This window comes from Pseudomonas sp. AC255 (assembly GCF_979258175.1).
Genome location: NZ_OZ409841.1, coordinates 3,936,226 through 3,961,355, shown reverse-complemented (window position 1 = coordinate 3,961,355; position 25,130 = coordinate 3,936,226). Strand labels below are relative to the sequence as shown.

19 protein-coding genes, 2 tRNA genes and 2 pseudogenes are annotated in these 25,130 nt (G+C 60.7%); 5 read left to right on the top strand and 18 right to left on the bottom strand.

The features are described from left to right. Positions 1–2: 2 nt before the first annotated feature. The 3 genes from ACZZ0K_RS18020 to rimO all read right to left on the bottom strand — a co-directional run bounded on the left by ACZZ0K_RS18020 (position 3) and on the right by rimO (position 3,034). Positions 3–713 (bottom strand): rRNA pseudouridine synthase, encoded by a 711-nt coding sequence (locus ACZZ0K_RS18020; RefSeq protein WP_258707693.1) that lies wholly within the window; start codon positions 711–713, stop codon positions 3–5. A gap of 189 nt (positions 714–902) precedes the next feature. Continuing rightward, on the bottom strand, positions 903–1,376 hold the full coding sequence (locus ACZZ0K_RS18015; RefSeq protein WP_150743342.1) for a GNAT family N-acetyltransferase: 474 nt from the start codon (positions 1,374–1,376) through the stop codon (positions 903–905). Positions 1,377–1,696: 320 nt separating this feature from the next. Then, positions 1,697–3,034: a 30S ribosomal protein S12 methylthiotransferase RimO gene (gene rimO, locus ACZZ0K_RS18010; protein WP_024011887.1), complete on the bottom strand. Its 1,338-nt coding sequence runs from the start codon at positions 3,032–3,034 to the stop codon at positions 1,697–1,699. Between the two features lie 349 nt (positions 3,035–3,383). Here rimO and ACZZ0K_RS18005 point away from each other — a divergent pair, with 349 nt between their 5' ends. Next, positions 3,384–5,225 (top strand): potassium transporter Kup, encoded by a 1,842-nt coding sequence (locus ACZZ0K_RS18005; RefSeq protein WP_374046350.1) that lies wholly within the window; start codon positions 3,384–3,386, stop codon positions 5,223–5,225. Positions 5,226–5,423: 198 nt separating this feature from the next. Here the strand turns inward: ACZZ0K_RS18005 and ACZZ0K_RS18000 are convergent. The 5 genes and pseudogenes from ACZZ0K_RS18000 to ACZZ0K_RS17980 form a co-directional block, all read right to left on the bottom strand. After that, a pseudogene (locus ACZZ0K_RS18000) lies at positions 5,424–5,733 on the bottom strand (DUF3077 domain-containing protein). Positions 5,734–6,284: 551 nt separating this feature from the next. After that, positions 6,285–7,580 (bottom strand): virulence factor family protein, encoded by a 1,296-nt coding sequence (locus ACZZ0K_RS17995; protein ID WP_258707694.1) that lies wholly within the window; start codon positions 7,578–7,580, stop codon positions 6,285–6,287. After that, on the bottom strand, positions 7,580–10,219 hold the full coding sequence (mprF, locus tag ACZZ0K_RS17990) for a bifunctional lysylphosphatidylglycerol flippase/synthetase MprF (RefSeq protein ID WP_258707695.1): 2,640 nt from the start codon (positions 10,217–10,219) through the stop codon (positions 7,580–7,582). Before mprF ends, ACZZ0K_RS17995 begins: the two co-directional genes overlap by 1 nt. 278 nt (positions 10,220–10,497) lie before the next feature. Next, positions 10,498–10,574 (bottom strand) — tRNA-Met (locus tag ACZZ0K_RS17985). 217 nt (positions 10,575–10,791) lie between these two features. Continuing rightward, positions 10,792–10,868, bottom strand: a tRNA-Met gene (locus tag ACZZ0K_RS17980). Positions 10,869–11,147: 279 nt separating this feature from the next. On the opposite strand from ACZZ0K_RS17980, the gene dinB reads away from it, so the two are divergent. Beyond that, positions 11,148–12,209: a DNA polymerase IV gene (dinB, locus tag ACZZ0K_RS17975; protein WP_252883283.1), complete on the top strand. Its 1,062-nt coding sequence runs from the start codon at positions 11,148–11,150 to the stop codon at positions 12,207–12,209. A gap of 124 nt (positions 12,210–12,333) precedes the next feature. Here the strand turns inward: dinB and ACZZ0K_RS17970 are convergent, their stop codons facing one another. From ACZZ0K_RS17970 to ACZZ0K_RS17955, 4 genes are all read right to left on the bottom strand, one after another. Further along, a complete protein-coding gene (locus tag ACZZ0K_RS17970) occupies positions 12,334–13,287 on the bottom strand; it encodes a hypothetical protein (RefSeq protein WP_056783330.1) in 954 nt (317 codons plus the stop codon). A gap of 17 nt (positions 13,288–13,304) precedes the next feature. After that, positions 13,305–15,020: a proline--tRNA ligase gene (locus tag ACZZ0K_RS17965; RefSeq protein WP_041478071.1), complete on the bottom strand. Its 1,716-nt coding sequence runs from the start codon at positions 15,018–15,020 to the stop codon at positions 13,305–13,307. A 129-nt stretch (positions 15,021–15,149) separates the two neighbouring features. After that, complete coding sequence (locus ACZZ0K_RS17960) at positions 15,150–16,709, bottom strand: AmpG family muropeptide MFS transporter (RefSeq protein WP_076566230.1); 1,560 nt, start codon at positions 16,707–16,709, stop codon at positions 15,150–15,152. A 43-nt stretch (positions 16,710–16,752) separates the two neighbouring features. Further along, positions 16,753–17,106, bottom strand: coding sequence for an MGMT family protein (locus ACZZ0K_RS17955; protein WP_095180530.1), 354 nt, complete (start codon positions 17,104–17,106; stop codon positions 16,753–16,755). A gap of 165 nt (positions 17,107–17,271) precedes the next feature. Between ACZZ0K_RS17955 and ACZZ0K_RS17950 the strand changes: the two genes are divergently transcribed. Then, on the top strand, positions 17,272–18,279 hold the full coding sequence (locus ACZZ0K_RS17950) for a DUF481 domain-containing protein (RefSeq protein WP_024011896.1): 1,008 nt from the start codon (positions 17,272–17,274) through the stop codon (positions 18,277–18,279). Between the two features lie 118 nt (positions 18,280–18,397). On the opposite strand, the gene ACZZ0K_RS17945 is transcribed toward ACZZ0K_RS17950, so the two are convergent. Continuing rightward, positions 18,398–18,607, bottom strand: a complete 210-nt coding sequence (locus ACZZ0K_RS17945; protein ID WP_002554837.1) for a cold-shock protein — start codon at positions 18,605–18,607, stop codon at positions 18,398–18,400. 355 nt (positions 18,608–18,962) lie between these two features. On the opposite strand from ACZZ0K_RS17945, the gene dcd reads away from it, so the two are divergent. Together dcd and ACZZ0K_RS17935 are read left to right on the top strand one after the other, a co-directional pair. Further along, positions 18,963–19,529 (top strand): dCTP deaminase, encoded by a 567-nt coding sequence (dcd, locus tag ACZZ0K_RS17940; RefSeq protein WP_007940589.1) that lies wholly within the window; start codon positions 18,963–18,965, stop codon positions 19,527–19,529. A 107-nt stretch (positions 19,530–19,636) separates the two neighbouring features. After that, complete coding sequence (locus ACZZ0K_RS17935; RefSeq protein ID WP_016771389.1) at positions 19,637–19,846, top strand: hypothetical protein; 210 nt, start codon at positions 19,637–19,639, stop codon at positions 19,844–19,846. Between the two features lie 44 nt (positions 19,847–19,890). Here the strand turns inward: ACZZ0K_RS17935 and pdeM are convergent, their stop codons facing one another. The 5 genes and pseudogenes from pdeM to ACZZ0K_RS17910 form a co-directional block, all read right to left on the bottom strand. After that, positions 19,891–20,544 (bottom strand): ligase-associated DNA damage response endonuclease PdeM, encoded by a 654-nt coding sequence (gene pdeM / locus ACZZ0K_RS17930; protein WP_374046324.1) that lies wholly within the window; start codon positions 20,542–20,544, stop codon positions 19,891–19,893. Beyond that, a pseudogene (locus ACZZ0K_RS17925) lies at positions 20,541–21,130 on the bottom strand (hypothetical protein). The gene pdeM and the pseudogene ACZZ0K_RS17925 overlap by 4 nt, the downstream one beginning before the upstream one ends. Next, on the bottom strand, positions 21,073–23,028 hold the full coding sequence (locus tag ACZZ0K_RS17920) for a ligase-associated DNA damage response DEXH box helicase (protein WP_463559245.1): 1,956 nt from the start codon (positions 23,026–23,028) through the stop codon (positions 21,073–21,075). The pseudogene ACZZ0K_RS17925 and the gene ACZZ0K_RS17920 overlap by 58 nt, the downstream one beginning before the upstream one ends. A 182-nt stretch (positions 23,029–23,210) precedes the next feature. Further along, positions 23,211–23,975, bottom strand: a complete 765-nt coding sequence (locus ACZZ0K_RS17915) for an ABC transporter ATP-binding protein (protein ID WP_056783337.1) — start codon at positions 23,973–23,975, stop codon at positions 23,211–23,213. Positions 23,976–23,987: 12 nt separating this feature from the next. Then, on the bottom strand, positions 23,988–25,106 hold the full coding sequence (locus ACZZ0K_RS17910) for a succinylglutamate desuccinylase/aspartoacylase family protein (RefSeq protein ID WP_463559244.1): 1,119 nt from the start codon (positions 25,104–25,106) through the stop codon (positions 23,988–23,990). Between the last annotated feature and the right edge of the window lie 24 nt (positions 25,107–25,130).

The following is a 25,130-nucleotide window of genomic DNA, read 5'->3' as shown; positions in this document are numbered from 1 at the left end:
TTCTAGAACTTCTCTTTGCCGGACAGGTAGCGCCATTGGCCAACCGGGACCTTGCCGATCGAGACGCCGCCGATGCGGATGCGGCGGATGCCGATGACCTTCAGGCCGACCGCTTCGCAGAACTGCGCGATGATCCCCGGCTGCGGGTTTTTCATGGCGAAGCGCAGACGGTTTTCGTTCTGCCAACTGGCCTTGACCGGCGGCAGCTCCTTGCCCTTGTGCGTCGGGCCATGCTGCAGGCGATTGAGGCCGTGGGCAGCCATCTCACCTTCGACTTCGACGATGTATTCCTGCTCGATCTTCGCCGCGTCGGCGGTGAGCTTGCGCAGGATTTTCCAGTCCTGGGTGAACACCAGCAGGCCGCTGGCCTTGGGCTGCAGGTCGGCGCTGGCGGTCAGGCGCAGGAAATGCCCGCGCAACGGACGCTTGCCGTAGCGATGCTCTTCGCTGAGGGTTTCGGCGCTGAGCGATTGCATGGCGCTGTCGACATCCATGCCGGCGGGCGCGTTGAGCAGGATGGTCACCGGCTCCGGCGCGGTGGCCTTGGCGTCCTTGTCGAGCTCGACCTTTTGCTCGCCGACCTTGAATTGCGGCTCATCGATGACTTCGCCGTCCACGGTGACCCAGCCGCCCTCGATGAACAGCTCGGCCTCCCGGCGGGAGCAACCGACCAGTTCGATGAGGCGTTTGGAGAGGCGGATCGGGTCAGTCATGACGGGGCCGTAACAAAAAAGGGGTGGGCATTGTACCTGTGTGGAAGCGGTTAAGCCCGGTTCCATTTGCAGGGTGTTGGTATTCCCTGTGGGAGCTGGCTTGCCTGCGATGGTATCAACTCGGTATTTCTCGTACACCGCGGCGTCTGCATCGCTGGCAAGCCAGCTCCCACAGGGTTCCAGGTTGTGTCAGGCATGGTTCGCGCGCTGCTGGGACTGCCGCAGGCGCATATGCAGTAGCGGATACGGCTGGCCCATGCCATCGACGTCGGAGCGGCCGATCACCTCGAAGCCCTGTTTCTCGTAAAAACCCAAGGCTTGCGGATTTTGTTCGTTGACGTCGAGTTCATCGGCGTTGAGCCGTTCGATCGCATAGCGCAGCAATTGCTTGCCCAGTCCCTGACCACGATGGTCGGGATCGATGAACAGCATTTCAATCTTGCCCGCCGCCACACCGGCAAACCCGGTGATGCGCTGCTGGCGGTCCTTGGTGCAGATCAGCATTACCGCGTCGAGATAGCGGGTGAGCACCAGATTGCGCAGCAGCTCGATGTAACTGTCCGGCAGGAACTGGTGAGTCGCACGGACCGAGGCCTCCCAGACCCGGGTCAGTTCTTCGTAATCGCTGATTTTCGGTGTGTGGATGACCGAATGCTGACGCATGTGCGTGTGCCTCTTGTGCGGTTCAAGGGAGTCCGTCCCCCGCTAAACGATAGCCGCAAAAAAGCCCCGCTTCTTGTAAAAGAGCGGGGCTTTTTGGATTTTTTGCGGTGTCTGGCTGGCTATTTCTGTCGCCAGCAAGATCTCTCCCCTCACCCCAACCCTCTCCCCCAGAGGGGGCGAGGGGAAGGGAGCTGATCTTCGTGCTGTTCAAAGCCTGAGTTCGACCGGATAGCTCAGGTCGATGTACCTAGAAAGAACAACACGGTCAGCTCCCTCTCCCTCTGGGAGAGGGCTGGGGTGAGGGGCTTTTGATCTTCAGATCAGATCTGCTCAGCCCACAAATCATATTCGTCAGCGTCAGTCACCTTGCACCAGACCTTGTCGCCCGGCTTCAGGTTGCTGCCGTTGTCGATAAACACGTTGCCATCGATTTCCGGGGCGTCGAAGAAGCAACGGCCGACCGCGCCTTGCTCGTCCACCTCATCCACTAGCACTTCAATCTCACGACCGATGCGCATTTGCAGGCGTGCCGAGCTGATCGCCTGCTGGTGCGCCATGAAGCGCTCCCAACGATCCTGCTTGACGTCGTCCGGGACCACTTCCAGATCCAGATCGTTGGCCGGTGCGCCATCCACCGGCGAGTACTGGAAGCAGCCGACGCGGTCGAGTTGGGCTTCGGTCAGCCAGTTGAGCAGGTACTGGAAGTCTTCTTCGGTTTCGCCAGGGAAGCCGACGATGAAGGTCGAACGGATGATCAGGTCCGGGCAGATTTCGCGCCAGTTCTTGATGCGGGCCAGGGTCTTGTCTTCGAACGCCGGGCGTTTCATCGACTTCAGGACTTTCGGGCTGGCGTGCTGGAACGGGATGTCCAGGTACGGCAGGATCTTGCCGGCGGCCATCAGCGGGATCAGCTCGTCGACGTGCGGGTACGGATAAACGTAGTGCAAGCGCACCCAGACGCCCAGCGTGCTCAGCGCTTCGCACAGTTCGGTCATGCGGGTTTTCACCGGCGCGCCGTTCCAGAAGCCGGTGCGGTATTTCACGTCGACGCCGTAGGCGCTGGTGTCTTGCGAGATCACCAGCAGCTCTTTGACGCCGGATTTGACCAGGCGCTGCGCCTCGTCGAGCACATCACCGACCGGACGGCTGACCAGTTTGCCGCGCATCGACGGGATGATGCAGAACGAGCAGCTGTGGTTGCAGCCTTCGGAAATCTTCAGGTACGCGTAGTGGCGTGGGGTCAGTTTGATGCCTTGCGGCGGCACCAGGTCGATCAGCGGGTTGTGATCCTGACGCGGCGGCACCACTTCGTGCACGGCGTTGACCACTTGCTCGTACTGCTGCGGACCGGTCACGGCCAGCACGCTCGGGTGTACGTCGCGGATGTTGCCTTCTTCCACGCCCATGCAACCGGTGACGATGACCTTGCCGTTTTCCTTGATCGCTTCGCCGATCACTTCCAGCGACTCAGCCTTGGCCGAATCGATGAAACCGCAGGTGTTGACCACCACGACGTCGGCGTCCTGATAGGTGGACACCACGTCATAGCCTTCCATGCGCAGCTGGGTCAGGATGCGCTCGGAGTCGACCAGTGCTTTCGGGCAACCCAGAGATACAAAGCCAACCTTTGGATTGGCCGGCGCAGGAGTGGTGGACATGTCTAACCTCGGTGTTTTGTGACGTCGCTTGCTTGATGCGCAAGCCGACGGATGGGCGCTTAGGGCGCGCCTCTGATCAAAAAGTGCGCAATTCTAGCGGCGGGCAACGCACTTGACCAGCTTTATACGGGGAAATACGACGAGTGCTGCGCTATGCTTCGCGCCGTTGAGCTTTACCGATTTCTTGCAGTCAATCATTGGTCTGTAACAACAGGTAAAACAGCGCATGCTGCAACTCAAAGCATAGTGCTTCCTTCAAAGAAGCCGGTATCGAGATCAGGAGTGTTGGATGGGTCAGGCAAGTAGTCATGCGGCGGGCGCCGAGGGTTCGGCAAGCAGACCGCTGAGCATGCTGGTCGCGGCGGTCGGGGTGGTTTATGGCGACATCGGTACGAGCCCGTTGTACACCCTCAAGGAAGTGTTTTCCGGCGGTTACGGCGTGCCGGTCAATCACGACGGCGTGCTGGGCATTCTGTCGTTGATCTTCTGGTCGCTGATCTGGGTGGTCTCGATCAAGTACATGATGTTCGTCCTGCGCGCCGACAACCAGGGCGAGGGCGGCATCATGGCGCTGACCGCACTGGCACGGCGCGCAGCGGCGGGGCGCAAGCGCCTGCGCACGCTGTTGGTGGTGTGCGGGCTGATCGGCGCGGCGCTGTTCTATGGCGACAGCATGATCACCCCGGCCATTTCGGTGCTGTCGGCGATCGAAGGCCTTGGCCTGGCGTTTGACGGCATTGATCACTGGGTGGTGCCGCTGTCGCTGGTGGTGCTGGTCGCGCTGTTTCTGATCCAGCGCCACGGTACCGCGCGGATCGGCATTCTGTTCGGGCCGATCATGGTCACCTGGTTCCTCGTCCTCGGCGCCCTCGGTGTGTACGGCATCAGCCATACGCCGCAAGTGCTGCACGCACTGAACCCGATGTGGGCGGTTAATTTTTTCGTCGTGCACCCGGGCATGGGCGTCGCAATTCTCGGCGCCGTGGTGCTGGCGCTGACCGGCGCGGAAGCGCTATACGCCGACATGGGCCACTTCGGTCGCAAGCCGATCGCCCGCGCCTGGTTTCTGCTGGTGCTGCCGGCGCTGGTGCTCAACTACTTCGGCCAGGGCGCATTGCTGCTGGAAAACCCGGAAGCCGCGCGCAACCCGTTCTATCTGCTGGCGCCGAGCTGGGCGCTGATTCCGCTGGTCGGCCTGTCGACCCTGGCCACGGTGATCGCTTCGCAAGCCGTGATTTCCGGTGCGTTCTCCCTGACCCGTCAGGCGATCCAGCTCGGTTACATCCCGCGCATGTACATCCAGCACACCTCCAGCGACGAACAAGGCCAGATCTACATCGGTGCGGTGAACTGGGCGCTGATGGTCGGTGTGGTCCTGTTGGTGCTGGGCTTCGAATCCTCCGGTGCACTGGCCTCGGCCTACGGCGTCGCAGTGACCGGCACCATGCTGATGACTACCATTCTGGTGTCCGCCGTGATGTTGCTGCTGTGGAAATGGCCACCGATCCTTGCGGTGCCGGTGTTGATCGGCTTCCTGTTGGTGGATGGTCTGTATTTCGCTGCCAACGTACCGAAGATCGTCCAGGGCGGCGCTTTCCCGGTGATCGCCGGTATCGCCCTGTTCGTGCTGATGACCACCTGGAAGCGCGGCAAACAGCTGCTGGTCGAACGCCTCGACGAAGGCGCGCTGCCGCTGCCGATCTTCATCAGCAGCATCCGCGTGCAACCGCCGCATCGGGTGCAAGGCACCGCGGTGTTCCTCACCGCACGCTCCGACGCCGTGCCGCATGCCCTGTTGCACAACCTGCTGCATAACCAGGTGTTGCATGAGCAAGTGGTGTTGCTGACCGTGGTCTACGAAGACATCCCGCGCGTACCGCCATCACGGCGTTTTGAAGTGGAAGCGCACGGTGAAGGCTTCTTCCGGGTGATCCTGCACTTCGGCTTCACCGACGAGCCCGACGTGCCGCAGGCGTTGAAGCTGTGTCATCTGGATGATCTTGATTTCAGCCCGATGCGTACCACCTACTTCCTCAGCCGCGAGACGGTGATTGCTTCGAAACTTGAGGGGATGGCGCGTTGGCGTGAGGCACTGTTTGCGTTCATGTTGAAGAATGCCAATGGGAACTTGAGGTTCTTTAATTTGCCGTTGAACCGGGTGATTGAGTTGGGGACGCAGGTGGAGATGTAAGCCTGGCCTCAACTGAAAAGCCCCCGTCAGCCTTGTGGTTGGCGGGGGCTTTTTTGTGCCTGTGCCCAATCCCTCAAACCACCGCTGATTCCCTGTGGGAGCGAGCCTGCTCGCGAAGGCGTAGTGTCAGTCGAAGCATGTGGTGGCTGAACCACCGCATTCGCGAGCAGGCTCGCTCCCACAGGGTATTGGGTTGAATCAAGAGGTGCGTTCAGACAGATCAGCTTCAGATTCAGTCTTCGTCCGCGCGGGTCGTGGGATCAGCGCTTGGATCACGTCATCAACCAAGGCTTTGCCCATCACCGTCAGGTAATGCCCAGGCATGGCGGTCGGTGTCTCTATTGAAAGCAGCGTCTTCTGCGAAGGATTTGGCGAGGGACAGCAGGTCGGAGGATTGGGACAAGGCATTGATGATCGGGACGCCGGAGCGGACATTGAAGAACGCTTGATCCGAGTTGTAGAGGAAAGGGGTGAAGCCGATGGTTTTAAGATCAGATGGATTGCTCATTGTCAGTTCCCTTGATTTCGAGAGCTGCCGCATCCGATACCAAGCGAATGGGTGGCAGCTGTGCGCAGGTTGGTAAACCGGGGAACCAAGGAAACCGGCACGCTCGAAAGCGTCCCACACACAGCTGCCATAACACAGGGGCTCGGACGGGATTTCGCCTGAGTCGTGTCGGGTGCGCTGTTGCGCCTTATTCCACCGGGTTACCAAGCCCGATCGCTGAATGGGTCAGCGACGTCCTGAGAGTATCCCGTCGAAAAACAGCGCAATAGAGCGGCACAGCGCCCCAACAAGAGTTTCGGAGTTTGCCTACAAGGTCTGTGGGCGTCATCTGATATTGCGAGACTGGAAGTAAACGAAAGTAAACACCTGGCACTTTTTTCTCTGTGGGAGCGAGCCTGCTCGCGAAGGCGTAGTATCAGTCGCCGAATTTGTAAACTGACCCACCGCTTTCGCGAGCAGGCTCGCTCCCACAGGGATTTTGGTGGCTGTTGGGATGTAAAAAGCCCCCGCAACCGTGAAGTTGCGGGGGCTTTTTGTGGATGCGCTTCAGATCACTCTTCGGCGACCGAGTCCTTGCTCTGGCGCTTCTGAATCAAGTCCACCAAACGCTTGGCCAGCGCTGGATAGTTCTCATCGAAGTGATGCCCGCCGGGCAGTTTCACCGCTTCGCCGACAGCAGTCTTGTCGGTGCAGCCACTTTCATCCGTCTCTTCTTCGCCATAGATGCACACAACCTTGGCCGCTGGCAGCTTGGCCATTTCCGGGCCGGTCGCGGCTTCTTTGCCGGCGTTGCCCAGCCAGCCTTCGACTTCGATTTCGAAGCTGCCGGTGCGGGCGAAGGCGAGCAGGATGATCGCGTCGACGCGTTGCTGTTCGTTCTCTGGCAGGCGGTTGTATATCGCCGGGAGTACGTCAGCGCCGAACGAATAACCGGTGAGGATGAAGCGTTTGGTGCCCCATTTCTGCCGGTAGTGCTGCATCAGTTCGGTGAGGTCGAGTGCGCTTTGCTCCGGGCTCTTGTGCTGCCAGTAGTAGCGCAGGGTGTCGATGCCGACCACCGGGTAGCCGATCTTGGCCATTTCGCCCGCCACGTCACGGTCGAGGTCGCGCCAGCCGCCATCGCCGGAGAGGAACAGGGTCACGGTGTCGTTGGCCTGACCGGCCGGCACTTCAACTACCGGGATCGCCAGGCCGCCGTTGGCCTTGTCGCCGCCGACGAGGATTTTGCGCAGTTCGTTGTTCAGCACTTGCGGCAGATTGATGTCGTAGTCGCTGATGCTGGTTTCGGCGTTCGGCTGATCGCGCACGAAGCCCGCGCTGGCGTCGTCCGGGTTGTCGTTCCACGCCACCAGCCAGTGGCCGTGGGCGGCGGATTTCGGCAGCAGGTGGGTGCAGCCGGGTTTTTCCAGGGCCAGATCGACGGAGACGGCCTGGGCCTTGTCGTCTTTCTGTTCCGCCAGCCAGCGCCACGCCAGCACAGCGCCTGGGCCGATGCCGCTGACCAGAGTGGCCGGGCCATTCAGTTCGCGCAGGCCCGATTGCAGGGCGCGGCTTTGCAGCAGGCAGTCCTTGGGCAGAATCACCTGAACGATCTGCGCCGAGGCGCTGCGGCTGAGGGTGGTCAGTTGTTTCTCGGAGAGCTTCTGTTCGTCGGTGACGGCCACCAGCACCTGAGCCTTCGGCTTTTTGCCGGGGATCACGCGGGTCATGGCCGTACCATCGGCGGGTTTCAGTTGTTCGACGGTCGGTTCCGGTGCCGGGCGTTTGAGGTACCAGTAACCGCTGCCGGCAATCACGGCCAATACCAGCAGGGCGGCCAGGATGTACTTCAGGGAGCGTTGAATCATCAGCGTTTCACCAATCCAGTCAAGCCGCCCGCGATCAGGGCAGCAGTATCGGCCAGCGCCACGAGCGGATCGAGTCCGGCGGGCACGGCCATATAACGGGGTTCCCAGTCGGGCTGGAACTTGTCTTTGAAGCGGCGCAAGCCTTGGAAGTTGTACAGCTGCTCACCACGGCGGAAGACCATCGAGCCCAGGCGCTGGGTCAGCGGTGCGCCGCGCCGGGGTTGCAGCCCCGACAACGGCACCATGCCCAGGCTGAAGCGCGCGTATCCGTGACTCTTATAGTGTTGAATCAGGCCGACCATCATGAATTCCATGGTCAGCTTCGGCGCTTCCGGGTGTGCGCGCATCAGGTCGAGACTGGCCAGATCGTGGCTGTAGGTCTCGAGCAGATTGGCGAACGCTACCGGGCGGCCTTCGAAGCGAATCACCGCAATGCGGAAATGCTTCAGGTAATCGTCGCTGAAACGGCCGAGGGAGAAGCCTTTCTCGCGCACGTTCTTGCCGGTCAGCCAGGCATCGGAAATCACTTTCAGCTCGTCCATCGGCGCCTGCCCCGGCTCATGGATCTCCAGCGACAGGCCATCGCGGGTGCCACGGTTCCAGGTGTAGCGCAGGTCCTTCATCTCCTTGCCCTTGGCTTCCAGGTCGAAGCGTTGCAGATCGACCCGGGCTTCTTCGCCGAGCTTGATCGCCGTCAGGCCGATGTCCATGTAGTACGGCAGGTTCTCCGCGCGAACTTGATAGAACACGGGGCGGGTGTGATGAATGTCGCAGAGGTCGCGGAACTGCCAGATCATTTCCGCGCGTTGCTGGCTCGGCCCGATCGGGTCGTACAGCGCCACCAGACTGCGGCCACGGCGGGCGTACATCAGGAACGCCTCATCGTTGGGGTGAAACAGCAACGCCTTGTCACCGGTCAGCGCGAGGCCGCCGTCGGGTTGCGACGAGGCCATGAGAATCTTTGCCGCGCGATCCAGTTCGTCCGGCGTCGGCAAATGAATCACCGGGCGCGCCGTGCGCAGCAGCCAGGTCAGCGAGATGATCACCAGCAACACCGCCGCACCGAGCAGCGAGCGCAGACCGCGCGGCGCGTCAGCGTCGAGGGTGAACTGCCACCACAGCTGATGGCTGTAGGGTACGTCCTGATAGGCGAACAGCAGCAACCAGGCCGAAGCGCCCAGCACGCAGAGACTGGCGACCAGATACAGCGGCGAAAACGGCAGTTCGGTCAAACGGCTCGGGCGATAGAAGGAGCGGCGGAACACGCCGAGCAGCGCGGCCGTAAAAGTCATCAGCGCGGCTTCTTCCCAGTCGAAACCTTTGAGCAGTGAGAGCAGGGCGCCGACCAGCAGCAGGATGGTGGTCAGCATCCACGCCGCCGACAGGCGTCGGCGCAGACCTTGTGCGAGCAACAGACAGAGGACGCCGATCAGGCTGGCGCCGAAGTGCGAGGCGTCGACCAGGCGATGCGGGATCAGAAAACCGATGTGCTCCAGGCGGGTATCGATTTCCGGGGTCGCGCCGGAAAACAGCAGCACCACGCCAGACAGGAACACCAACACCGCCAGAACCGGCGCGGCCAGGCCGGAGGCGGCGCGCATGGTCTGGGATTGAAACAGGCGCTGGCCTTCGTTGATCAGCAGCAATACGCAAGCGACCAGCAGCGGCAGCACCACGTAGATCAGGCGATACAGCAGCAGTGCGGCTGCCAGCGGCGCGGCGCCGAGCTTGTCGGCAAACGCGGCGAGCAGAATCGCCTCGAACACGCCAACACCGCCCGGTACATGACTGAGTACACCGGCGGCCAGCGCCAGCAGATACACAAGCAGGAACGGCGCAAACGGCGGCGCTTCCGGCAGCAACAAGTAGAGAACGGTGGCGGCAGCCGCGACATCGAGGGCGGTGATCACCAGTTGCAGAAAGGTCAGGCGCCGACCCGGCAGGCGCAGGGTGCGCCGCCCGGCACGGACCAGCAGATTGTCGGGGTAGGGTTGTTCCGGCAGGCGACGACGATAGATGCCGATCGCCAGCACCGTACCAAGGATCAATACGGCAGCGGCGACCGAGCCCAGCAAGATTTCGGACAGCCCCAGCGCTTGCGAGGCGGCGGGCAGGTTGCTCAGGGTGGCCAGCGCTGCCAGTGGCGGCAAGGCGCAGCCCAGCGAGAGGCTGGCAAATAGCGTCATGTGCGCAACTTCCGACGCACCGACGCCCAGTCGCGCATATAAACGATAACGAACCGAGCCACCGGACAGCAGCGACAGGCCGATCGCATTGCCAATCGCAAATGCGGTGAAACCGCCGAGCGCGAGCGTGCGCGGCGGCAGTTTCACGCCAGCGTAGCGGCTGGCCGACCATTCATAGCCGAGCAGAATGATGAAACCGACCACGGTCGCACCGATGGCGCCGAGCAGGGCCGGTTTCGGCACGTCGAGAATCGAGTCATGCAGCGCGTCGAGATCGAGCTCGGCGAGCAGATGGCGGCAGGCAATCAGGGCAATGGCAAACAGCAGCAACGTGACGGCCAGACCGATCGGCTGACGGTATTTGCTTAATCGATCCAGCCAGCGCAAACGCTCGGGTTTGATCGGTTGTTCTGCTGTAACGGTGTCTTGTGGATCAGACGAGTTGGCGCGCATCAATCACCTCTTGGATTGTGCGCGACAGGATGGAGGTATCCAGCCAAGTTACCAATCCCTGTAGAAAAAAATAATCACAAAATACTACGCCTCTCGTCGGGCATCGGCGAGGGCAGTTCCTGATTGCAGATACCTTGTCCGCGACTCAAGCATAGTCGCAAGTCAGTGGTTCTGATGATCCCCAGCGGTTCACTGCACAGTGACAGATCATTGTTGCGAAAGGACTTTTTCAACAGATACAAAAAAGGCCACTCTTTCGAGTAGCCTTTTTTGATGTTTGGTTGCGGGAGCCGGATTTGAACCGACGACCTTCGGGTTATGAGCCCGACGAGCTACCAGACTGCTCCATCCCGCGTCTGTGTGGCGGCATTCTACAGGCGAACGACGAGGTGTCAACCGCTAATCCTGGAATGGGCCAAATAACTGCGAAATCGCGGCGAACGGTCGCAGGTAATGCGTAAGTTTCGGAAATGCAACAAATTGCCGTTTCGCTGGAGATTGAGCAGGGCGCCCGTTTGCAAAACAGACGCGCACAAAAAAGGCCACTCTTTCGAGTAGCCTTTTCTGATGTTTGGTTGCGGGAGCCGGATTTGAACCGACGACCTTCGGGTTATGAGCCCGACGAGCTACCAGACTGCTCCATCCCGCGTCTGTGTGGCGGCATTCTACAGAGGTTCGCGAGTGTGTCAACCGTCGATCCGGATAAATCTGTTGAGGTTCAAGCGCTTAGCGTATTTTCACGGCGGGCGGCCGGCGCGCAGGGCAAGTGGCGCAAGGCTTTCAGCTCTATTGCGCGCTGATCTGTGATTGAAAAAATAAATTCATCGGAAATCTCCTACGGTCGGAAAAGAACATTCAACCACTGGTGCTATATACAGGTACCAATGAGATACTGCCGCTCCGGCTTGCCACGTTGTCTTTTTCCGACATGACCCAGCGAAAAATCATCCACATCGACTGTGACTGTTTCTACGCCGCCATCGAGATGCGCGATGATCCGCTTCTTGCCGGCAAGCCGTTGGCGGTGGGTGGTTCAGCGGATCGACGCGGGGTGATCGCCACCTGCAACTATGAAGCGCGCGCCTATGGTGTGCGCTCGGCCATGGCTTCCGGGCATGCATTAAAGCTGTGTCCGGACCTGACCATCGTCAAGCCGCGCATGGACGCTTATCGCGAAGCTTCGAAAGAAATTCATACGATCTTTGCCGACTACACCGACCTGATCGAGCCGCTGTCGCTGGACGAGGCCTATCTGGATGTGTCCGACAGCGCGCATTTCGGCGGCAGCGCTACGCGCATCGCCCAGGACATTCGCCGCCGGGTCTCCAACCAATTGCACATCACCGTTTCCGCAGGCGTTGCGCCAAACAAATTTCTGGCGAAGATCGCCAGCGACTGGAAAAAACCCAACGGTTTGTTCGTGATCACCCCGGATCAGGTCGAGGAGTTCGTCAGTGGTCTGCCGGTGAGCAAGCTGCACGGCGTCGGCAAGGTCACCGCCGACAAGCTCGGCAAGCTCGGCATCGTTGACTGCCAGCACCTGCGCGAGTGGGGCAGGCTGGCGCTGGTGCGCGAATTCGGCAGTTTCGGCGAGCGCTTGTGGAATCTGGCCCGTGGGATCGATGACCGTCTGGTGCACAACGACAGCCGCCGCCAGTCGATCAGCGTGGAAAACACCTACGACGTTGATCTGCCGGACTTGCGCAGCTGCCTGGACAAATTGCCCGAGCTGCTCGATACCCTGAAAACCCGCATGGCCCGAATCGACGGCAGTTATCGACCGGGCAAGCCGTTCGTCAAAGTCAAATTTCATGATTTCACCCAGACCACGCTGGAGCAGGCCGGGGCAGGGCGGGACTTGGGCAGTTATCAGTTGATGCTGACGCAGGCGTTCAACCGCGGCGGCAAGCCGGTGCGGCTGTTGGGGGTGGGAGTGAGGCTGGAGGATTTGCGCGGCGGGTTTGAGCAGATGGAGTTGTTTGAGCGGTAGATTCGCGGTGCCTGGCAGGGCCTCTTCGCGAGCAGGCTCGCTCCCACATTGGATCTGCGTCGTTCACAAATCCCTTGTGGGAGCGAGCCTGCTCCGGGCGGCGTTCCGACGAAGCTTCTAAGCTTTAATTCGGTCCCGGATCAGCCACTAAACGCCCTGCATCCTTGGCCAGAGACTTGAGAAACTCAGCCTGCAACTCCGGATCGTTGCGCGTCAGTTCGATCAGGCTCTGTTCCAGCTCACTGGCTTCTTCTTCCAGACCCAGCTCCGACAGGCGTTTGACCCGGTGCACCCACTGGCTCACCTCGTCATCTTCCAGATCGTCATAAATCAGCCCATGCGCCTCAATCAACTTGCCGCGCAGGTGGCCGCTGAGCATCAGGGTCGAGTCGGAATGCACATCGTCCTTGGCGTCTTCGACACTGATCTGCAAGCGGCCGACATGGTTGAGGTCATGTTCGGCGAAAGGGCTATCGAGCAGATTCAAGCGCAGCACACCGTTGCGATCAGTGGTCATGTCGAATGTCTGCTTGCCGGCCTTGACCTGCACCGGTCGTTCGCTCCACGGCAGGCTCGAATACTCCGTGCGCTTGTCGCGCTGGACTTCGTCGATGCCCGCGAGGTTCTGCTGCGCACGACCATTGGACTGCACGTTCATGAACGGGTTGAGCCCGGCGAAACCGTAGCTCAGCCAATCCCGGGTGACGCTATCCGGCAGGTTTCCGAGGGCAAACACGTTGACCACGTTGGCACCGACACCACCGACCACGGCCACCGCGCCCAGCGGAATCTCGTAGACTTCGCGCCAGGGTTGGTAAGGCGTGTAGCGGTCGTAGCGACGGGTGACCTCGAACTCGGTGACTTCGAAAGTCTTCTGCTCGTTGATCTTCACGCGTCGCTGCGGCAGCTCGAGCACCTTGGGCTCGCCGACATCGATCTGCAGGCTGTGATCGAGCAACTTTCGCTCGACCCGCTCTTCGTGCTCGCTGCGTTGCGACATGTGATTGGCGCAGCCGCTGACCAGCAGGGCGCCGCACAGGGCGGCGCCACCGAGGCCTAAGGTGTTTCGCTTGAACATGACGTCTCTATCTGGTTTCAGCGGCGGATACGGGCCTGAAGGAAGGACACAACATCGGCCACCGGCAGTGCTTGCGCCTCTGCTTCGGAACGACTCTTGTATTCCAGGTTGCCTTCGGCGAGGCCGCGGTCGCTGACCACGATCCGGTGTGGAATGCCGATCAGCTCCATGTCCGCGAACTTGATGCCCGGGCTGGTTTTCTTGTCGCGATCGTCCAGCAGCACTTCGAAGCCGGCCGCCGTCAGTTCGGCATAGAGCTTGTCGGTGGCTTCGCGCACCTGTTCGGTTTCATAGCGCAGCGGTACCAGCGCGATCTGGAATGGCGCCAGGGTGTCGCTCCAGATAATGCCGTTGGCGTCGTTGTTCTGCTCGATGGCAGCGGCGACCACGCGGGAAACGCCAATGCCGTAGCAACCCATTTCCAGAGTCACCGGCTTGCCGTTTTCGCCCAGCACTTCGCACTTCATCGCCTTGCTGTACTTGTTGCCCAGCTGGAAGATGTGTCCGACTTCGATGCCGCGCTTGATTTCCAGCGTGCCTTTGCCGTCCGGGCTTGGGTCGCCGGCGACGACGTTGCGCAGGTCGGCAACGGTCGGAACCGGCAGATCACGCTCCCAGTTCACGCCGAAATAGTGCTTGTCGTCGATGTTCGCGCCAATGCCGAAGTCGCTCATCATCGCGACCGAGCGGTCGATGATGATCGGCAGCGGCAGGTTCAGCGGGCCGAGCGAGCCGGCGCCGGCGCCAATCGCGTCACGCAGTTCGGCATCGGAGGCCATCACCAGCGGGCTGGCCACGCCAGGCTGGTTGGCAGCCTTGATCTCGTTCAGTTCGTGGTCGCCACGAATCACCAGCGCGATCAGCTTGCCTTCTTCTTCGGCATGGACGATCAGGGTCTTGATGGTCTTTTCAATCGGCAGATTGAATTTTTCCACCAGGGCGGCGATGGTTTTCGTGTCCGGTGTGTCGACCAGACGCAGTTCTTCGGTTGGCGCAGGGCGCGAGGTTTCCCGTGGCACCGCTTCGGCTTTTTCGATGTTCGCCGCGTAGTCGGAGCCGTTGCTGAAGACGATATCGTCTTCGCCGGACTCGGCCAGCACGTGGAATTCGTGGGAACCGGCACCACCGATCGAACCGTTGTCGGCTTCTACCGGGCGGAATTTCAGGCCCAGACGCGTGAAGATGTTGCAGTAGGCTTCATGCATGCGGTCGTAGGTGACCTGCAGCGACGCCTGATCAGCGTGGAAGGAGTAGGCGTCCTTCATGATGAATTCGCGGCCGCGCATCAAACCGAAGCGTGGGCGGATTTCGTCGCGGAATTTGGTCTGGATCTGATACAGGTTGATTGGCAGCTGTTTGTAGCTGCTCAACTCGTTGCGCATCAGATCGGTGATCACTTCTTCGTGAGTCGGGCCCGCGCAGAAATCACGACCATGGCGGTCTTTGATGCGCAGCAGCTCAGGGCCGTATTCTTCCCAGCGCCCCGATTCCTGCCACAGCTCGGCCGGTTGGGTGCTCGGCATCAACACTTCCAGAGAACCGGCAGCGTTCATCTCTTCGCGAACGATGGCTTCGACCTTGCGCATGACTCGCAGGCCCATCGGCAGCCAGGTGTACAGGCCCGAGGCAAGCTTGCGGATCATGCCGGCGCGCAGCATCAGCTGGTGGCTGATCACGACCGCGTCGGAAGGCGTTTCTTTCTGTGTGGCGAGCAAAAATTGACTGGTGCGCATGGTTGGCCGTTGTCGGTTGCTATGACTGGAAATGACGGAGCAGTGTACCGGCGAGTTTTGCTGACGTACAGAAGTGTGGCCGGCGGAAGGCGCCAGCGGCGGGATTCCTCCCGCCATTGGCGAAGCGTCCTACGATTCTTCGGTGACGGGCGTCGGTGCAGGCTCGGGCGTCGGTGTTTGTCCTTCGCGGCGGCGCTCCTGGAACCAGTGCAGCGCGATCAGTAACAGCGTCGGTACGCCGAGCAGGGCGGTAATGAGGAAGAAGCTGTGATAACCGAACTTCTCGACCAGCACGCCGGAATAGCCGCCCATCAGGCGCGGCAGCAGCAACATGATCGAGCTGAGCAGGGCATATTGCGTAGCGGAAAACTTCAGGTTGGTCAGGCTCGACAGGTAGGCAACGAACGCCGATGTCGCCAGGCCCGAGCTGAAGTTGTCGAGGGAAATGGTCACCACCAGCATCTGCAGGTTCGGGCCCATGTCCGCGAGCATGACGAACAGCAGGTTGGTCGCTGCCGAAGACACACCACCGATAAACAGAATCGGCAGAATGCCGAAACGCACGATCAACAGGCCACCCATGCCGGCGCCGACGAGGGTCATGATCAGGCCGAAAATCTTGCTGACACTGGCGATCTGATCCTTGGTGAAACCCTGGTCGATGTAGAACACGTTGGCCATCACGCCCATTACCGTGTCGGACATCCGGTAAGTGGCGATCAGGCCCAGCAGCAACAGCGCCTGCCAGCGATAACGCAGGATGAAGTCATTGATCGGCGTCAGTACCGGAGCCAGTCCGCGCCGGCCCATGGCCGACAGACACAAACCGGTGAGCAATATGTAGAGGATGGCGCGCAGAAAGGCGCGGTCTTCAAGCAGCAGGTCCAGCGGGCTCATGTCACCGAACAGCACGCCGGCGAAATCGGTGTTGTATAGCTGGGTGAACATCGCCGGTACGGAAACCAGCAGCACGATCAGCACGAACACCGACATCAATTGATGCATGAACGTGTAGCGCCCGGCCTGCAACTGCGTGCGCAGCGGCACCGGTGGTTCACGCATGAACAGCGTGGTCAGCAGCGCAGGCACCATCAATGCGCCGAACAGCACATAGGTGCCGGTCCAAGCTGCGTGCTTATAGTTGAAGCCGGTGGAGCCGAAACCTTCGGCGAAGAACAGCGCACCGGCGGTGGCGAGCAGGGCGGCAACGCGGTAACCGGACATGTAGCTGGCGGCGAGGGCGGCCTGGCGGCTGTCATCGGCGATTTCCAGGCGATAGGCGTCGACCGCGATATCTTGCGTGGCGGAGGCGAAGGCGACCACGACAGCAATGGCGATCAGCCAGGACAAATGCTTCTGCGGATCACAGAAACCCATGCCGATCAGCCCGAGAATCACCAGTGCCTGGGAGAGCACCAGCCAGGAACGGCGGCGGCCGAGCTTGCCCAGCAAGGGCAGGCGCCATTGGTCGAGCAGCGGCGACCAGACCCATTTGAACGCGTACGCCAGGCCGATCAGGCTGGCATAGCCGATGGTTTCACGGGCCACGCCTGCTTCACGCAGCCATACGGAGAGCGTCGAGAACACCAGCATGTACGGCAGGCCGGCGGCAAAACCGAGCAACAACAGCACGAGCGTCGAAGGACTGGCATAGGCGGCGAGCGCGGCGCGCCAGGTTTTACGGGGCATGGGCTGAAGTCTGCCTCAAAATTGCGAAAACAAAGCGCGCACTCTAACCGCTGTGCTCTACCGGACGCCAGCCATGGCGCCGAATATCCACACGATTGTTCTGGACGGTGATGCCTTCCATGCGTAATCGCGCACGTTGTTCGTCACCGGAAGGGCTGCCGACCGGCAGGCTGATGCGCCCGCCGGCGCCGATTACGCGGTGCCAGGGCAGCCTGGTGTCGCCGGGCAACTGGCTCAAAGTCCGCCCAACCCAGCGCGCGGCGCGGCCCAGCCCGGCAAGTTCGGCCAACTGGCCATAACTGACGACTTTGCCTTCAGGCACTTGCGCGAGCGTCGAGTAGAGTGCCGTGCGTCGGATTTGCGCATCGTTTTCGACGCTGTCGAGCGGGTCTTTCACGTACGCGGCTCCTGAGCATTGGCGTGATGATGGCGACAAGGGTAATCGCTCGTGGCGCAGTTGAGAAATGAACTCAATTGAAATAGTCCGGTCAGTCCTTGTCATGGGCAAAATCCTACGGATAATGCCGACCCTTTTCGCCAACTCTGAGCCCCCGATCTGCTTATGTTCCCCAGAACCCTGTTGTGCCTTGCTGTTTTCAGCGCGTCCACGCCCCTGCTTGCCGACACCGTCTGGTTGAAAAACGGCGACAAGCTGAGTGGCACTATCACGGTTTTCGACGGCGGCAAGCTGTTGATCCAGACCAAATACGCCGGCGCAGTGGCGATTGACTGGAAAGAGGTCAAGACCCTCGACAGCGATCAGCATCTGTTGGTGAAGCAGGACGCCTATGCCGGCGAAGTGTCGAAGTCGCTGACGGCGGCTGACGATGGCAAGGTTACTCTGGCCAATGGCGAGGCGCCGAAGACGGTCGAGCTGGCGAGCATTCAGCAGATCCTCAAGCCCAAGCCGATCGTCACCGACCTGGTGTGGAAGGGTAACGTCGATCTGGCGCTGGACTATCAGCGCGCCGAAAAGGACACCGACGATTACGACGTAGCCTTCAAGACTTCGGCTCGCCATGGTCGCTGGCGCCATACCGGCGAGGGCGAGTACAACCGCGAAGTCCAGGATGCGGAAACCACCACCAACAACTGGCGCGCCGAATACTCCCTCGACCGCTTCCTTACCGATCAGTGGTTCTGGCAAGGGCGCATCAACTACAAGCGTGATCACATCGAAGAGCTGGCGCGTCAGCGTGTGGTCGGTACCGGTCCGGGTTACCAGTTCTGGGACGATGAACTGGGTGCGTTCTCGCTGGGCTCGTTGCTCAACCGCACCGACTATGAATACCGCGATGGCAGCAAGGACAACTTCTACTCCGTCGCGATGAAGTGGGACTACAACCGCTACCTGATCGGCAAGAAGGTCGAGTTCTTCACCAATGGCGAAGTCGGCAAGCCGCTGTCGGGCGTTGCCGATTACGCACTGGATGCCGAGCTGGGCCTGCGCTACAAGGTCACCGACTGGGCCTCGCTCAACCTCAAGGCCGAGCGCGACATCATCAGTGGCACCAACGATGCGGATCTGAACAAGACCCGTTATACCGCAGGGTTTGGCGTCGCCTGGTAAGGGCAGAAACAAAAAAATCGCGGCCTCAAGGGTCGCGATTTTTTTGCCAGCGCAAAACAGGCGCCCACAAAAAAGCCCCGCTTTTAAGGGCGGGGCTCTTTTCTAAAGAAGCTACAAGTTAGATAACTTGTACTTCTTCAGCTTGCATGCCTTTCTGACCGCGGGTAGCGATGAAAGAAACCTGTTGGCCTTCTTTCAGGCTTTTGAAGCCGTCGGATTGGATAGCTTTGAAGTGAACGAACAGGTCGTCACCGGATTGTGGAGTGATGAAGCCGAAGCCTTTTTCATCGTTGAACCACTTAACGGTACCGGTTTGGCGATTAGACATGGTGTAACTCCTTGAACAAAGATAACTGCGACTCAGGAAGAACCCTGGCCGAGACTGAGTGCAAAGAGCAGGAAAAATTCTTGTAGATGGTTGGATCGAAATTCAACATATCGTGTAGAGATTCTCAGTGACACAAGCAACACAGTGACGCCACCTTAACCCTTTTTCCGGAACGTGCCAATGTTTCTTGCAAAGGATTCTGTGTTTTAGGGATCGGCGGTGCGACGGTTCGTCGCCACATCGCGTAAATACGGGGTGTTCGCCGAGAATTGCGTTGCGCACTTTGAACGAGACGACGCGCCCGGTAAGATGCCGGACAGAATTTTTCCACCTCGCTATTCAGGACAAACCCGCCATGAGCATCAAATCGGACAAGTGGATTCGCCGCATGGCGCAGGAACACGGCATGATCGAACCGTTCGTCGAGCGCCAGATGCGCGGCAGTGACGACAGCCGGGTGATTTCCTACGGCGTGTCGAGCTACGGCTACGACGTGCGTTGCACCAACCACTTCAAGGTGTTCACCAACATCAACTCGGCCATTGTTGACCCGAAGAACTTCGACGCCGGCAGCTTCGTCGACATCCACAGCGACGTCTGCATCATTCCGCCGAACTCCTTCGCGCTGGCCAGCACCGTCGAATACTTCCGCATTCCGCGCAACGTGCTGACCATCTGCCTGGGTAAAAGCACCTACGCGCGCTGCGGCATCATCGTCAACGTCACTCCACTCGAGCCTGAGTGGGAAGGTCATGTGACCCTGGAATTTTCCAATACCACAAACCTGCCGGCGAAAATCTACGCCAACGAAGGTGTGGCGCAGATGCTCTTCCTCGAATCCGATGAAGAATGTGAAGTTTCCTACAAGGATCGTGGCGGCAAATATCAGGGCCAGCGTGGCGTGACCTTGCCGCGTACCTGATCGACCATCCGACGGATGTCGGGAATTCTTTGGCGGGCAGACACTCTATGGGGTGTACTGCCCGTTTTTGTTACACACAGATTCGGGCCTTCACTGAGGAGTGCCCTATGAAGATCGACCCGCGAATCAGCGCTGAACTGGCAAGGCTTGAGCCCAATCAGATAGGCGTTCTGGCCTGGTCGTTACTGGCGAATCCGTCTTTGAGCCTGTCCGGCGGCGTGCCCGGCCAGCCCGATCCCGATACTCCCAACGAACAACCGACCGAACCAGGCGAACCGACGCTGCCGGACGAGCCGCCTCCGGCGCCTGTGGCCTGATCCACTGTCATGAATATGGCCCGTCAGTCTGATCGATTTGCGATCTAGCTGACGGGCCATATTTCGTTGTCGCCGATCACGAAGACTCTGCAGCTGTCGTCGCGCTCGACCTGATAGCCGCCGGTGAACGCACCGAATGCCGGCATCAGGCTGATGCGCTCACCGAGTCTGAAACAAGCCAGGCGCAGGCTCTGCCGACCTTTGCCATGCAGCCGATAGACCGGGTGCACGTGGCCGGCGAGCACGTGCCGTTCCGGATGCGGATCGGGCTCATGCTGCAGGGCGAACGGTCCGAGTAACAGCGGCTCTGGCACTACGCGAATATTCAGCGAGGCTGGTGGGTCGCCTGCGCGTTTGTCGTGGTTGCCGCGAATCAGTGTCATCGGCAGGTCAGCGTGCCGTGCGCGCCACTCTGCCAGCGCATTCAGCGTGGTCGGGACATGTGAACCAGGCCCATGCAGAAAATCCCCGAGGAAGATCAACTGGCGACACGGCAACCGCGCCAGCAGCGCGTCGATTACCTCGATGTTGCTCGCCGTCGTGCCATGCGGCACCGGCTGGCCGAGGCTGCGATAGGCCGCCGCCTTACCGAAATGCACATCGGCGATCAGCAATGCTTCCTGCGCTGGCCAGTACAGCGCTTTCTCCGGCAGCAGCCACAACTCCTCACCGGCCAAACGCACCGGGTACGCACTCACGACGATTTCCCGTTATCAGCGGTTTTTTCCAGGTCACCAACCATTCTTCTGATCCTGTCAGCCAGTTTTTCCGAACTCATGCTCTCGCGCATCCGCTCCACCAGCAGCGGAAAGCCCAACGGTGTAGGACGTTTAACCTGATGCACATCCAGTTTCATCTGATTGATGCGCTCCAGTGTCTGTTCCAGACGGCGAATATCCAGCTCTTCGCGTAGGACTTCTTCCCCAGCCTGGGCTAGCAGCAGGTTGTCGGCGTCATATTGTTTGAACACCTGGAAGAACAAGCCACTCGACGCCTGCACTTGGCGGGTGCTTTTGGTGCGCCCGGATACCCGGCGAACACCAGCCCGGCGATCCGCGCGATTTCGCGGAAGCGGCGCAACGCCAGTTCACCGGCATTGAGACTGGCGAGCACGTCCAGCAACAAGTCATCGGCGTTGAACAGGTGAGCGTCGAGATGCGTGGCCCAATCCACCGGCGTGGCGCTGAGCAGTTCCAGGCCGTAATCATTCACGGCAATCGAGAAGGTCACCGGCTGGCGCTGACTGACGCGCCACGCCAACAGGCTCGCCAGTCCCAGATGCACTTGGCGCCCGGCGAACGGATAGAGAAAAGATGCCAGCCTTCGCGGGATTTCAGCACCTCGGCCAGCAGATTTTCCGTGGTGGGCAAGCCGGACCAGCGTATCTGCGTCTCCAGCAGCGGCCGCAACGCGTGCATTTCCGGGCCTTTGAATTGACCTTGAGCAGCGGCGCTGAAGCGCGTGACCACCGCTTCGGCCAGTTCGTTGGATAACGGCATGCGTCCGCCATTCCAGCGCGGCACGGCAGCCTTTTTCGCGGTACTGCGTTTGACGTAGGCGGTCATGTTTTCCACCCGCACCAGTTCCAGCAAGCGGCCGGCGAAGAGGAAACCATCGCCGGGTTTCAGGCGCGCGATAAAACCTTCCTCGACGCTGCCCAGCTGTTTGCCGCCGCCGCCCTTGCTCCAGAATTTCAGGTTGATGCTCGCGTCGCTGACGATGGTGCCGATGCTCATGCGATGGCGCCGCGCCAGACGCGCATCCGGCACACGCCAGACGCCGTGTTCGTCCGGCTCGACCCGGCGGTAATCCGGATACGCTGTAAGAGACATCCCGCCATGGCGTACGAACGCCAGCGCCCAGGCCCAGTCTGCCGCTGTCAGGTCACGATAAGCCCAGGCACCACGGACTTCTTCGTACAAGTCTTCAGGAATAAAGCCACCGCCAAGGGCCATGCTGACCAAATGCTGGACCAGCACATCCAGCGGCTTGTGCGGTGACAGGCGCGGCTCGATGCGCCGTTGCTCGACGGCATCGCGTGCGGCAACCGCTTCGATCAGTTCCAGGCTGTGGGTCGGCACCAGCGTCACCCGCGAGGTGCGCCCCGGTGCGTGGCCGGAGCGCCCGGCACGTTGCATCAAGCGCGCGACGCCTTTCGCCGAGCCGATCTGCAGCACGCGCTCGACCGGGAGGAAATCCACTCCCAAGTCCAGGCTCGAGGTGCACACCACCGCTTTCAATTGGCCTTTCTTCAGCGCCTGTTCGACCCAATCGCGGGTATCGCGGGACAGTGAGCTGTGGTGCAGCGCGATCAACCCGGCCCAGTCCGGCCGCGCTTCCAGCAGCGCCTGATACCAGATCTCCGATTGCGCGCGGGTGTTGGTGAATACCAGGCTGCTGGCACAGGCGTCAAGTTCGGCCACCACCTGCGGCAGCATCTTCAGGCCGATGTGGCCGGCCCAGGGAAAACGCTCGATGGCCGGTGGCAGCAGGGTGTCGACTTGCAGGGTTTTTTCGCTTTTGCCCTGGACACTGACGCCGCCGCCCTGTGGGATCAGCACTTGCTCGGCGTGGGATTGATTACCGAGGGTGGCGGACACGCCCCAAACGATCAGTTCCGGCTGCCAATGACGCAGGCGGGCGAGGGCCAGTTGCAGTTGCACGCCGCGCTTGTTGCCAAGCAATTCGTGCCATTCATCGACGACGATCATGCGCAGGGTCGACAACGCCGTGCGCGCATCGGCGCGGGCCAGTAGCAGAGTCAGGCTTTCCGGTGTGGTGATCAGCGTCGTCGGCAGACGTCGGCCCTGGCGGGCGCGTTCGCTGCTGCTGGTGTCGCCGGTGCGCAGGCCGATGCTCCACGGAATCTGTAAATCATCTACCGGTATTTGCAGCGCGCGGGCGGTATCGGCGGCGAGGGCGCGCATCGGCGTGATCCACAGCACCGTCAACGGCTCGGCCGGCGGTTTGCGTTTGCGCGGTGTAGCCACGGGCGGTTGCAGGCGGGCGAAGCGGTTGAGCGCAGCAAACCACACCGCATAGGTTTTACCGGCGCCGGTGCTGGCGTGGAGCAACCCGGATTCGCCGTTTTTCACCGCCGCCCACACCTGTTTCTGAAAGGCGAACGGCTTCCAGTCGCGGGCGCTGAACCAGGTTTTTGCAAAGTCGGGGGATTTCGCCATGCCGGCTGCGTGCGCTCTGGAGGTGTTGTTTCAGAGACCACAGCAACAGACCAAAGGTTTAAAACAACGCGATTCCCTTGTAGGAGCTGACGAGTGAAACGAGGCTGCGATCTTTTGATCTTTGAAGCAGAGTCAAAAGATCGCAGCCTTCGGCAGCTCCTACAGGAGAATTGTGTACGGCGTTATTTAAGATTGCCGCTGAGGAATTGCTTCAGCCGTTCGCTTTTCGGATTGCCCAGCACTTCTTCGGGCGCACCTTCTTCTTCCACCAGACCCTGATGCAGAAACAGCACCTGATTCGACACCTTGCGCGCAAAACTCATTTCGTGGGTGACCATGATCATCGTCCGACCTTCTTCGGCCAGGCCCTGAATCACTTTCAGCACTTCGCCGACCAGTTCCGGGTCGAGTGCCGAGGTCGGTTCGTCGAACAGCATCACTTCCGGTTCCATCGCCAGTGCCCGGGCGATCGCCACGCGTTGTTGCTGGCCGCCGGACAGAAACGCCGGGTATTGATCGGCGACCCGCGCCGGCAAGCCGACTTTGTCCAGATAACGTCGGGCGCGATCCTCGGCTTCCTGTTTGCTGCAGCCCAGCACCCGGCGCGGGGCCATGGTGATGTTTTCCAGCACGGTCATGTGGCTCCACAGGTTGAAATGCTGGAACACCATCGCCAGCCGCGTGCGCAGGCGTTGCAGTTCATCGGCGTCGGCAACGTGCATGCCGTGGCGGTCGGTGACCATGCGGATCGCCTGGCCATCAAGGCTCATGGCGCCGTCATTGGGTTGTTCAAGGAAATTGATGCAGCGCAAAAAGGTGCTTTTGCCCGAGCCGCTGGCGCCGATCAGGCTGATCACGTCGCCGGTTTTGGCCTTGAGCGAAACGCCTTTGAGCACCTGATGATCGCCATAGCTTTTGTGCAGGCCTTCAACGGTCAGTTTGTACATGGACGAGCATCCTCAAGGCGAAAGTAGGTAGCCGCTGCGATAGGCCTGGGCGCCCGCGACGTGGGCGATGACCATGCCGGCAGTGGCCATGCGCCGCAGCGAGCGCGCATACAGCAGGCCGGCGGCGGTGCAATGAATGGGGGTGACCTTGTCGTGGACCGGGTCGATGATTTCTGCGATCTGCTGGCCGGCTTCCAGGTATTGGCCGGGCGTGGCGCAGTACACCAGCAGGCCGCCGACTGGTGTGGTCACTGGTTCGACCCCGGCCAGCGGCGTGGCCGGGTGCGGCAGTGGCGGTTGCGGCTTGGTCTCGCCGACGATGGCATCGAACTGGATCAGGTAATCGATCAGCGCCTGACAATCGCGGCTGGCCAGCGGGTGATTGACGTCGCCCTGGCCGCGCAATTCGACGGTCACCGAGAAGCTGCCCAGCGGAATCTCGAACTGCTCGCCGAAGCGCTCGCGCAGTTGCCACCAGAGCAGGGTGAAGCATTCGTCGAACGACTGCCCGCCGGAATCGGTAGCGAGCAGACTGGCCTGCGCTTCCATGTAGCGCGCCAAGGGCTCGGCCTGTGGCCACGCCTCGGGCGTGGTGTACAGGTGCACCACCGATTCGAAATCACAATGCAAGTCCAGCACCATGTCGGCATCGCAGGCCAGGCGTTGCAGGGTCAGACGCTGGGATTGCAGTTGTGTGGTCGGCTTCTGACGGTCGAGGGCGTTGCGCAGGCTGGCGCGGATCAGTTCGAGGTTGTGCTGCGCGTCGTCGTTGAGTTGGCCTTCTATGGCGTTGCCGATTTCTTCGCTGAGGTCGACGAACCAGCGATTGAAGTTCTGCCCGCTCTCCAGGTCGTAACGGCCCAGCGGCACGTCCATCAGCACTTGTTCGAGGCCGACCGGGTTGGCCACCGGCACCAGGACGATTTCGCTGCGCAGGCGGCCGGCAGCTTCCAGTTCGGCCAGACGCTGTTTCAGGTGCCAGGCGACCAGCATGCCCGGCAGTTCGTCAGCGTGCAGCGACGCCTGGATGTAAACCTTGCCCTTGGCCTGCGGTGGGCCGAAGTGGAAGCTGTGAATCTGCCGTGCGGTCCCCGGCAGCGGGGCCAGCAAGTCATGGATCTGGTGGCGCATTGTTATCTCTTTTTTCAAACCGGT

What these genes read in the sequence shown, in the direction of transcription:
- dinB (WP_252883283.1), top strand. Translation starts at nt 11,148, where the DNA reads ATGACCCAGCGAAAAATCATCCACATCGACTGTGACTGTTTCTACGCC.
- ACZZ0K_RS17920 (WP_463559245.1), bottom strand. Translation starts at nt 23,028, where the DNA reads ATGGCGAAATCCCCCGACTTTGCAAAAACCTGGTTCAGCGCCCGCGAC.
- ACZZ0K_RS17995 (WP_258707694.1), bottom strand. Translation starts at nt 7,580, where the DNA reads ATGATTCAACGCTCCCTGAAGTACATCCTGGCCGCCCTGCTGGTATTG.
- ACZZ0K_RS18005 (WP_374046350.1), top strand. Translation starts at nt 3,384, where the DNA reads ATGCTGGTCGCGGCGGTCGGGGTGGTTTATGGCGACATCGGTACGAGC.
- ACZZ0K_RS17950 (WP_024011896.1), top strand. Translation starts at nt 17,272, where the DNA reads ATGTTCCCCAGAACCCTGTTGTGCCTTGCTGTTTTCAGCGCGTCCACG.
- ACZZ0K_RS17915 (WP_056783337.1), bottom strand. Translation starts at nt 23,975, where the DNA reads ATGTACAAACTGACCGTTGAAGGCCTGCACAAAAGCTATGGCGATCAT.
- ACZZ0K_RS18020 (WP_258707693.1), bottom strand. Translation starts at nt 713, where the DNA reads ATGACTGACCCGATCCGCCTCTCCAAACGCCTCATCGAACTGGTCGGT.
- ACZZ0K_RS17935 (WP_016771389.1), top strand. Translation starts at nt 19,637, where the DNA reads ATGAAGATCGACCCGCGAATCAGCGCTGAACTGGCAAGGCTTGAGCCC.
- ACZZ0K_RS17970 (WP_056783330.1), bottom strand. Translation starts at nt 13,287, where the DNA reads ATGTTCAAGCGAAACACCTTAGGCCTCGGTGGCGCCGCCCTGTGCGGC.
- dcd (WP_007940589.1), top strand. Translation starts at nt 18,963, where the DNA reads ATGAGCATCAAATCGGACAAGTGGATTCGCCGCATGGCGCAGGAACAC.
- ACZZ0K_RS17945 (WP_002554837.1), bottom strand. Translation starts at nt 18,607, where the DNA reads ATGTCTAATCGCCAAACCGGTACCGTTAAGTGGTTCAACGATGAAAAA.
- ACZZ0K_RS17965 (WP_041478071.1), bottom strand. Translation starts at nt 15,020, where the DNA reads ATGCGCACCAGTCAATTTTTGCTCGCCACACAGAAAGAAACGCCTTCC.
- rimO (WP_024011887.1), bottom strand. Translation starts at nt 3,034, where the DNA reads ATGTCCACCACTCCTGCGCCGGCCAATCCAAAGGTTGGCTTTGTATCT.
- ACZZ0K_RS18015 (WP_150743342.1), bottom strand. Translation starts at nt 1,376, where the DNA reads ATGCGTCAGCATTCGGTCATCCACACACCGAAAATCAGCGATTACGAA.
- ACZZ0K_RS17960 (WP_076566230.1), bottom strand. Translation starts at nt 16,709, where the DNA reads ATGCCCCGTAAAACCTGGCGCGCCGCGCTCGCCGCCTATGCCAGTCCT.
- ACZZ0K_RS17910 (WP_463559244.1), bottom strand. Translation starts at nt 25,106, where the DNA reads ATGCGCCACCAGATCCATGACTTGCTGGCCCCGCTGCCGGGGACCGCA.
- mprF (WP_258707695.1), bottom strand. Translation starts at nt 10,219, where the DNA reads ATGCGCGCCAACTCGTCTGATCCACAAGACACCGTTACAGCAGAACAA.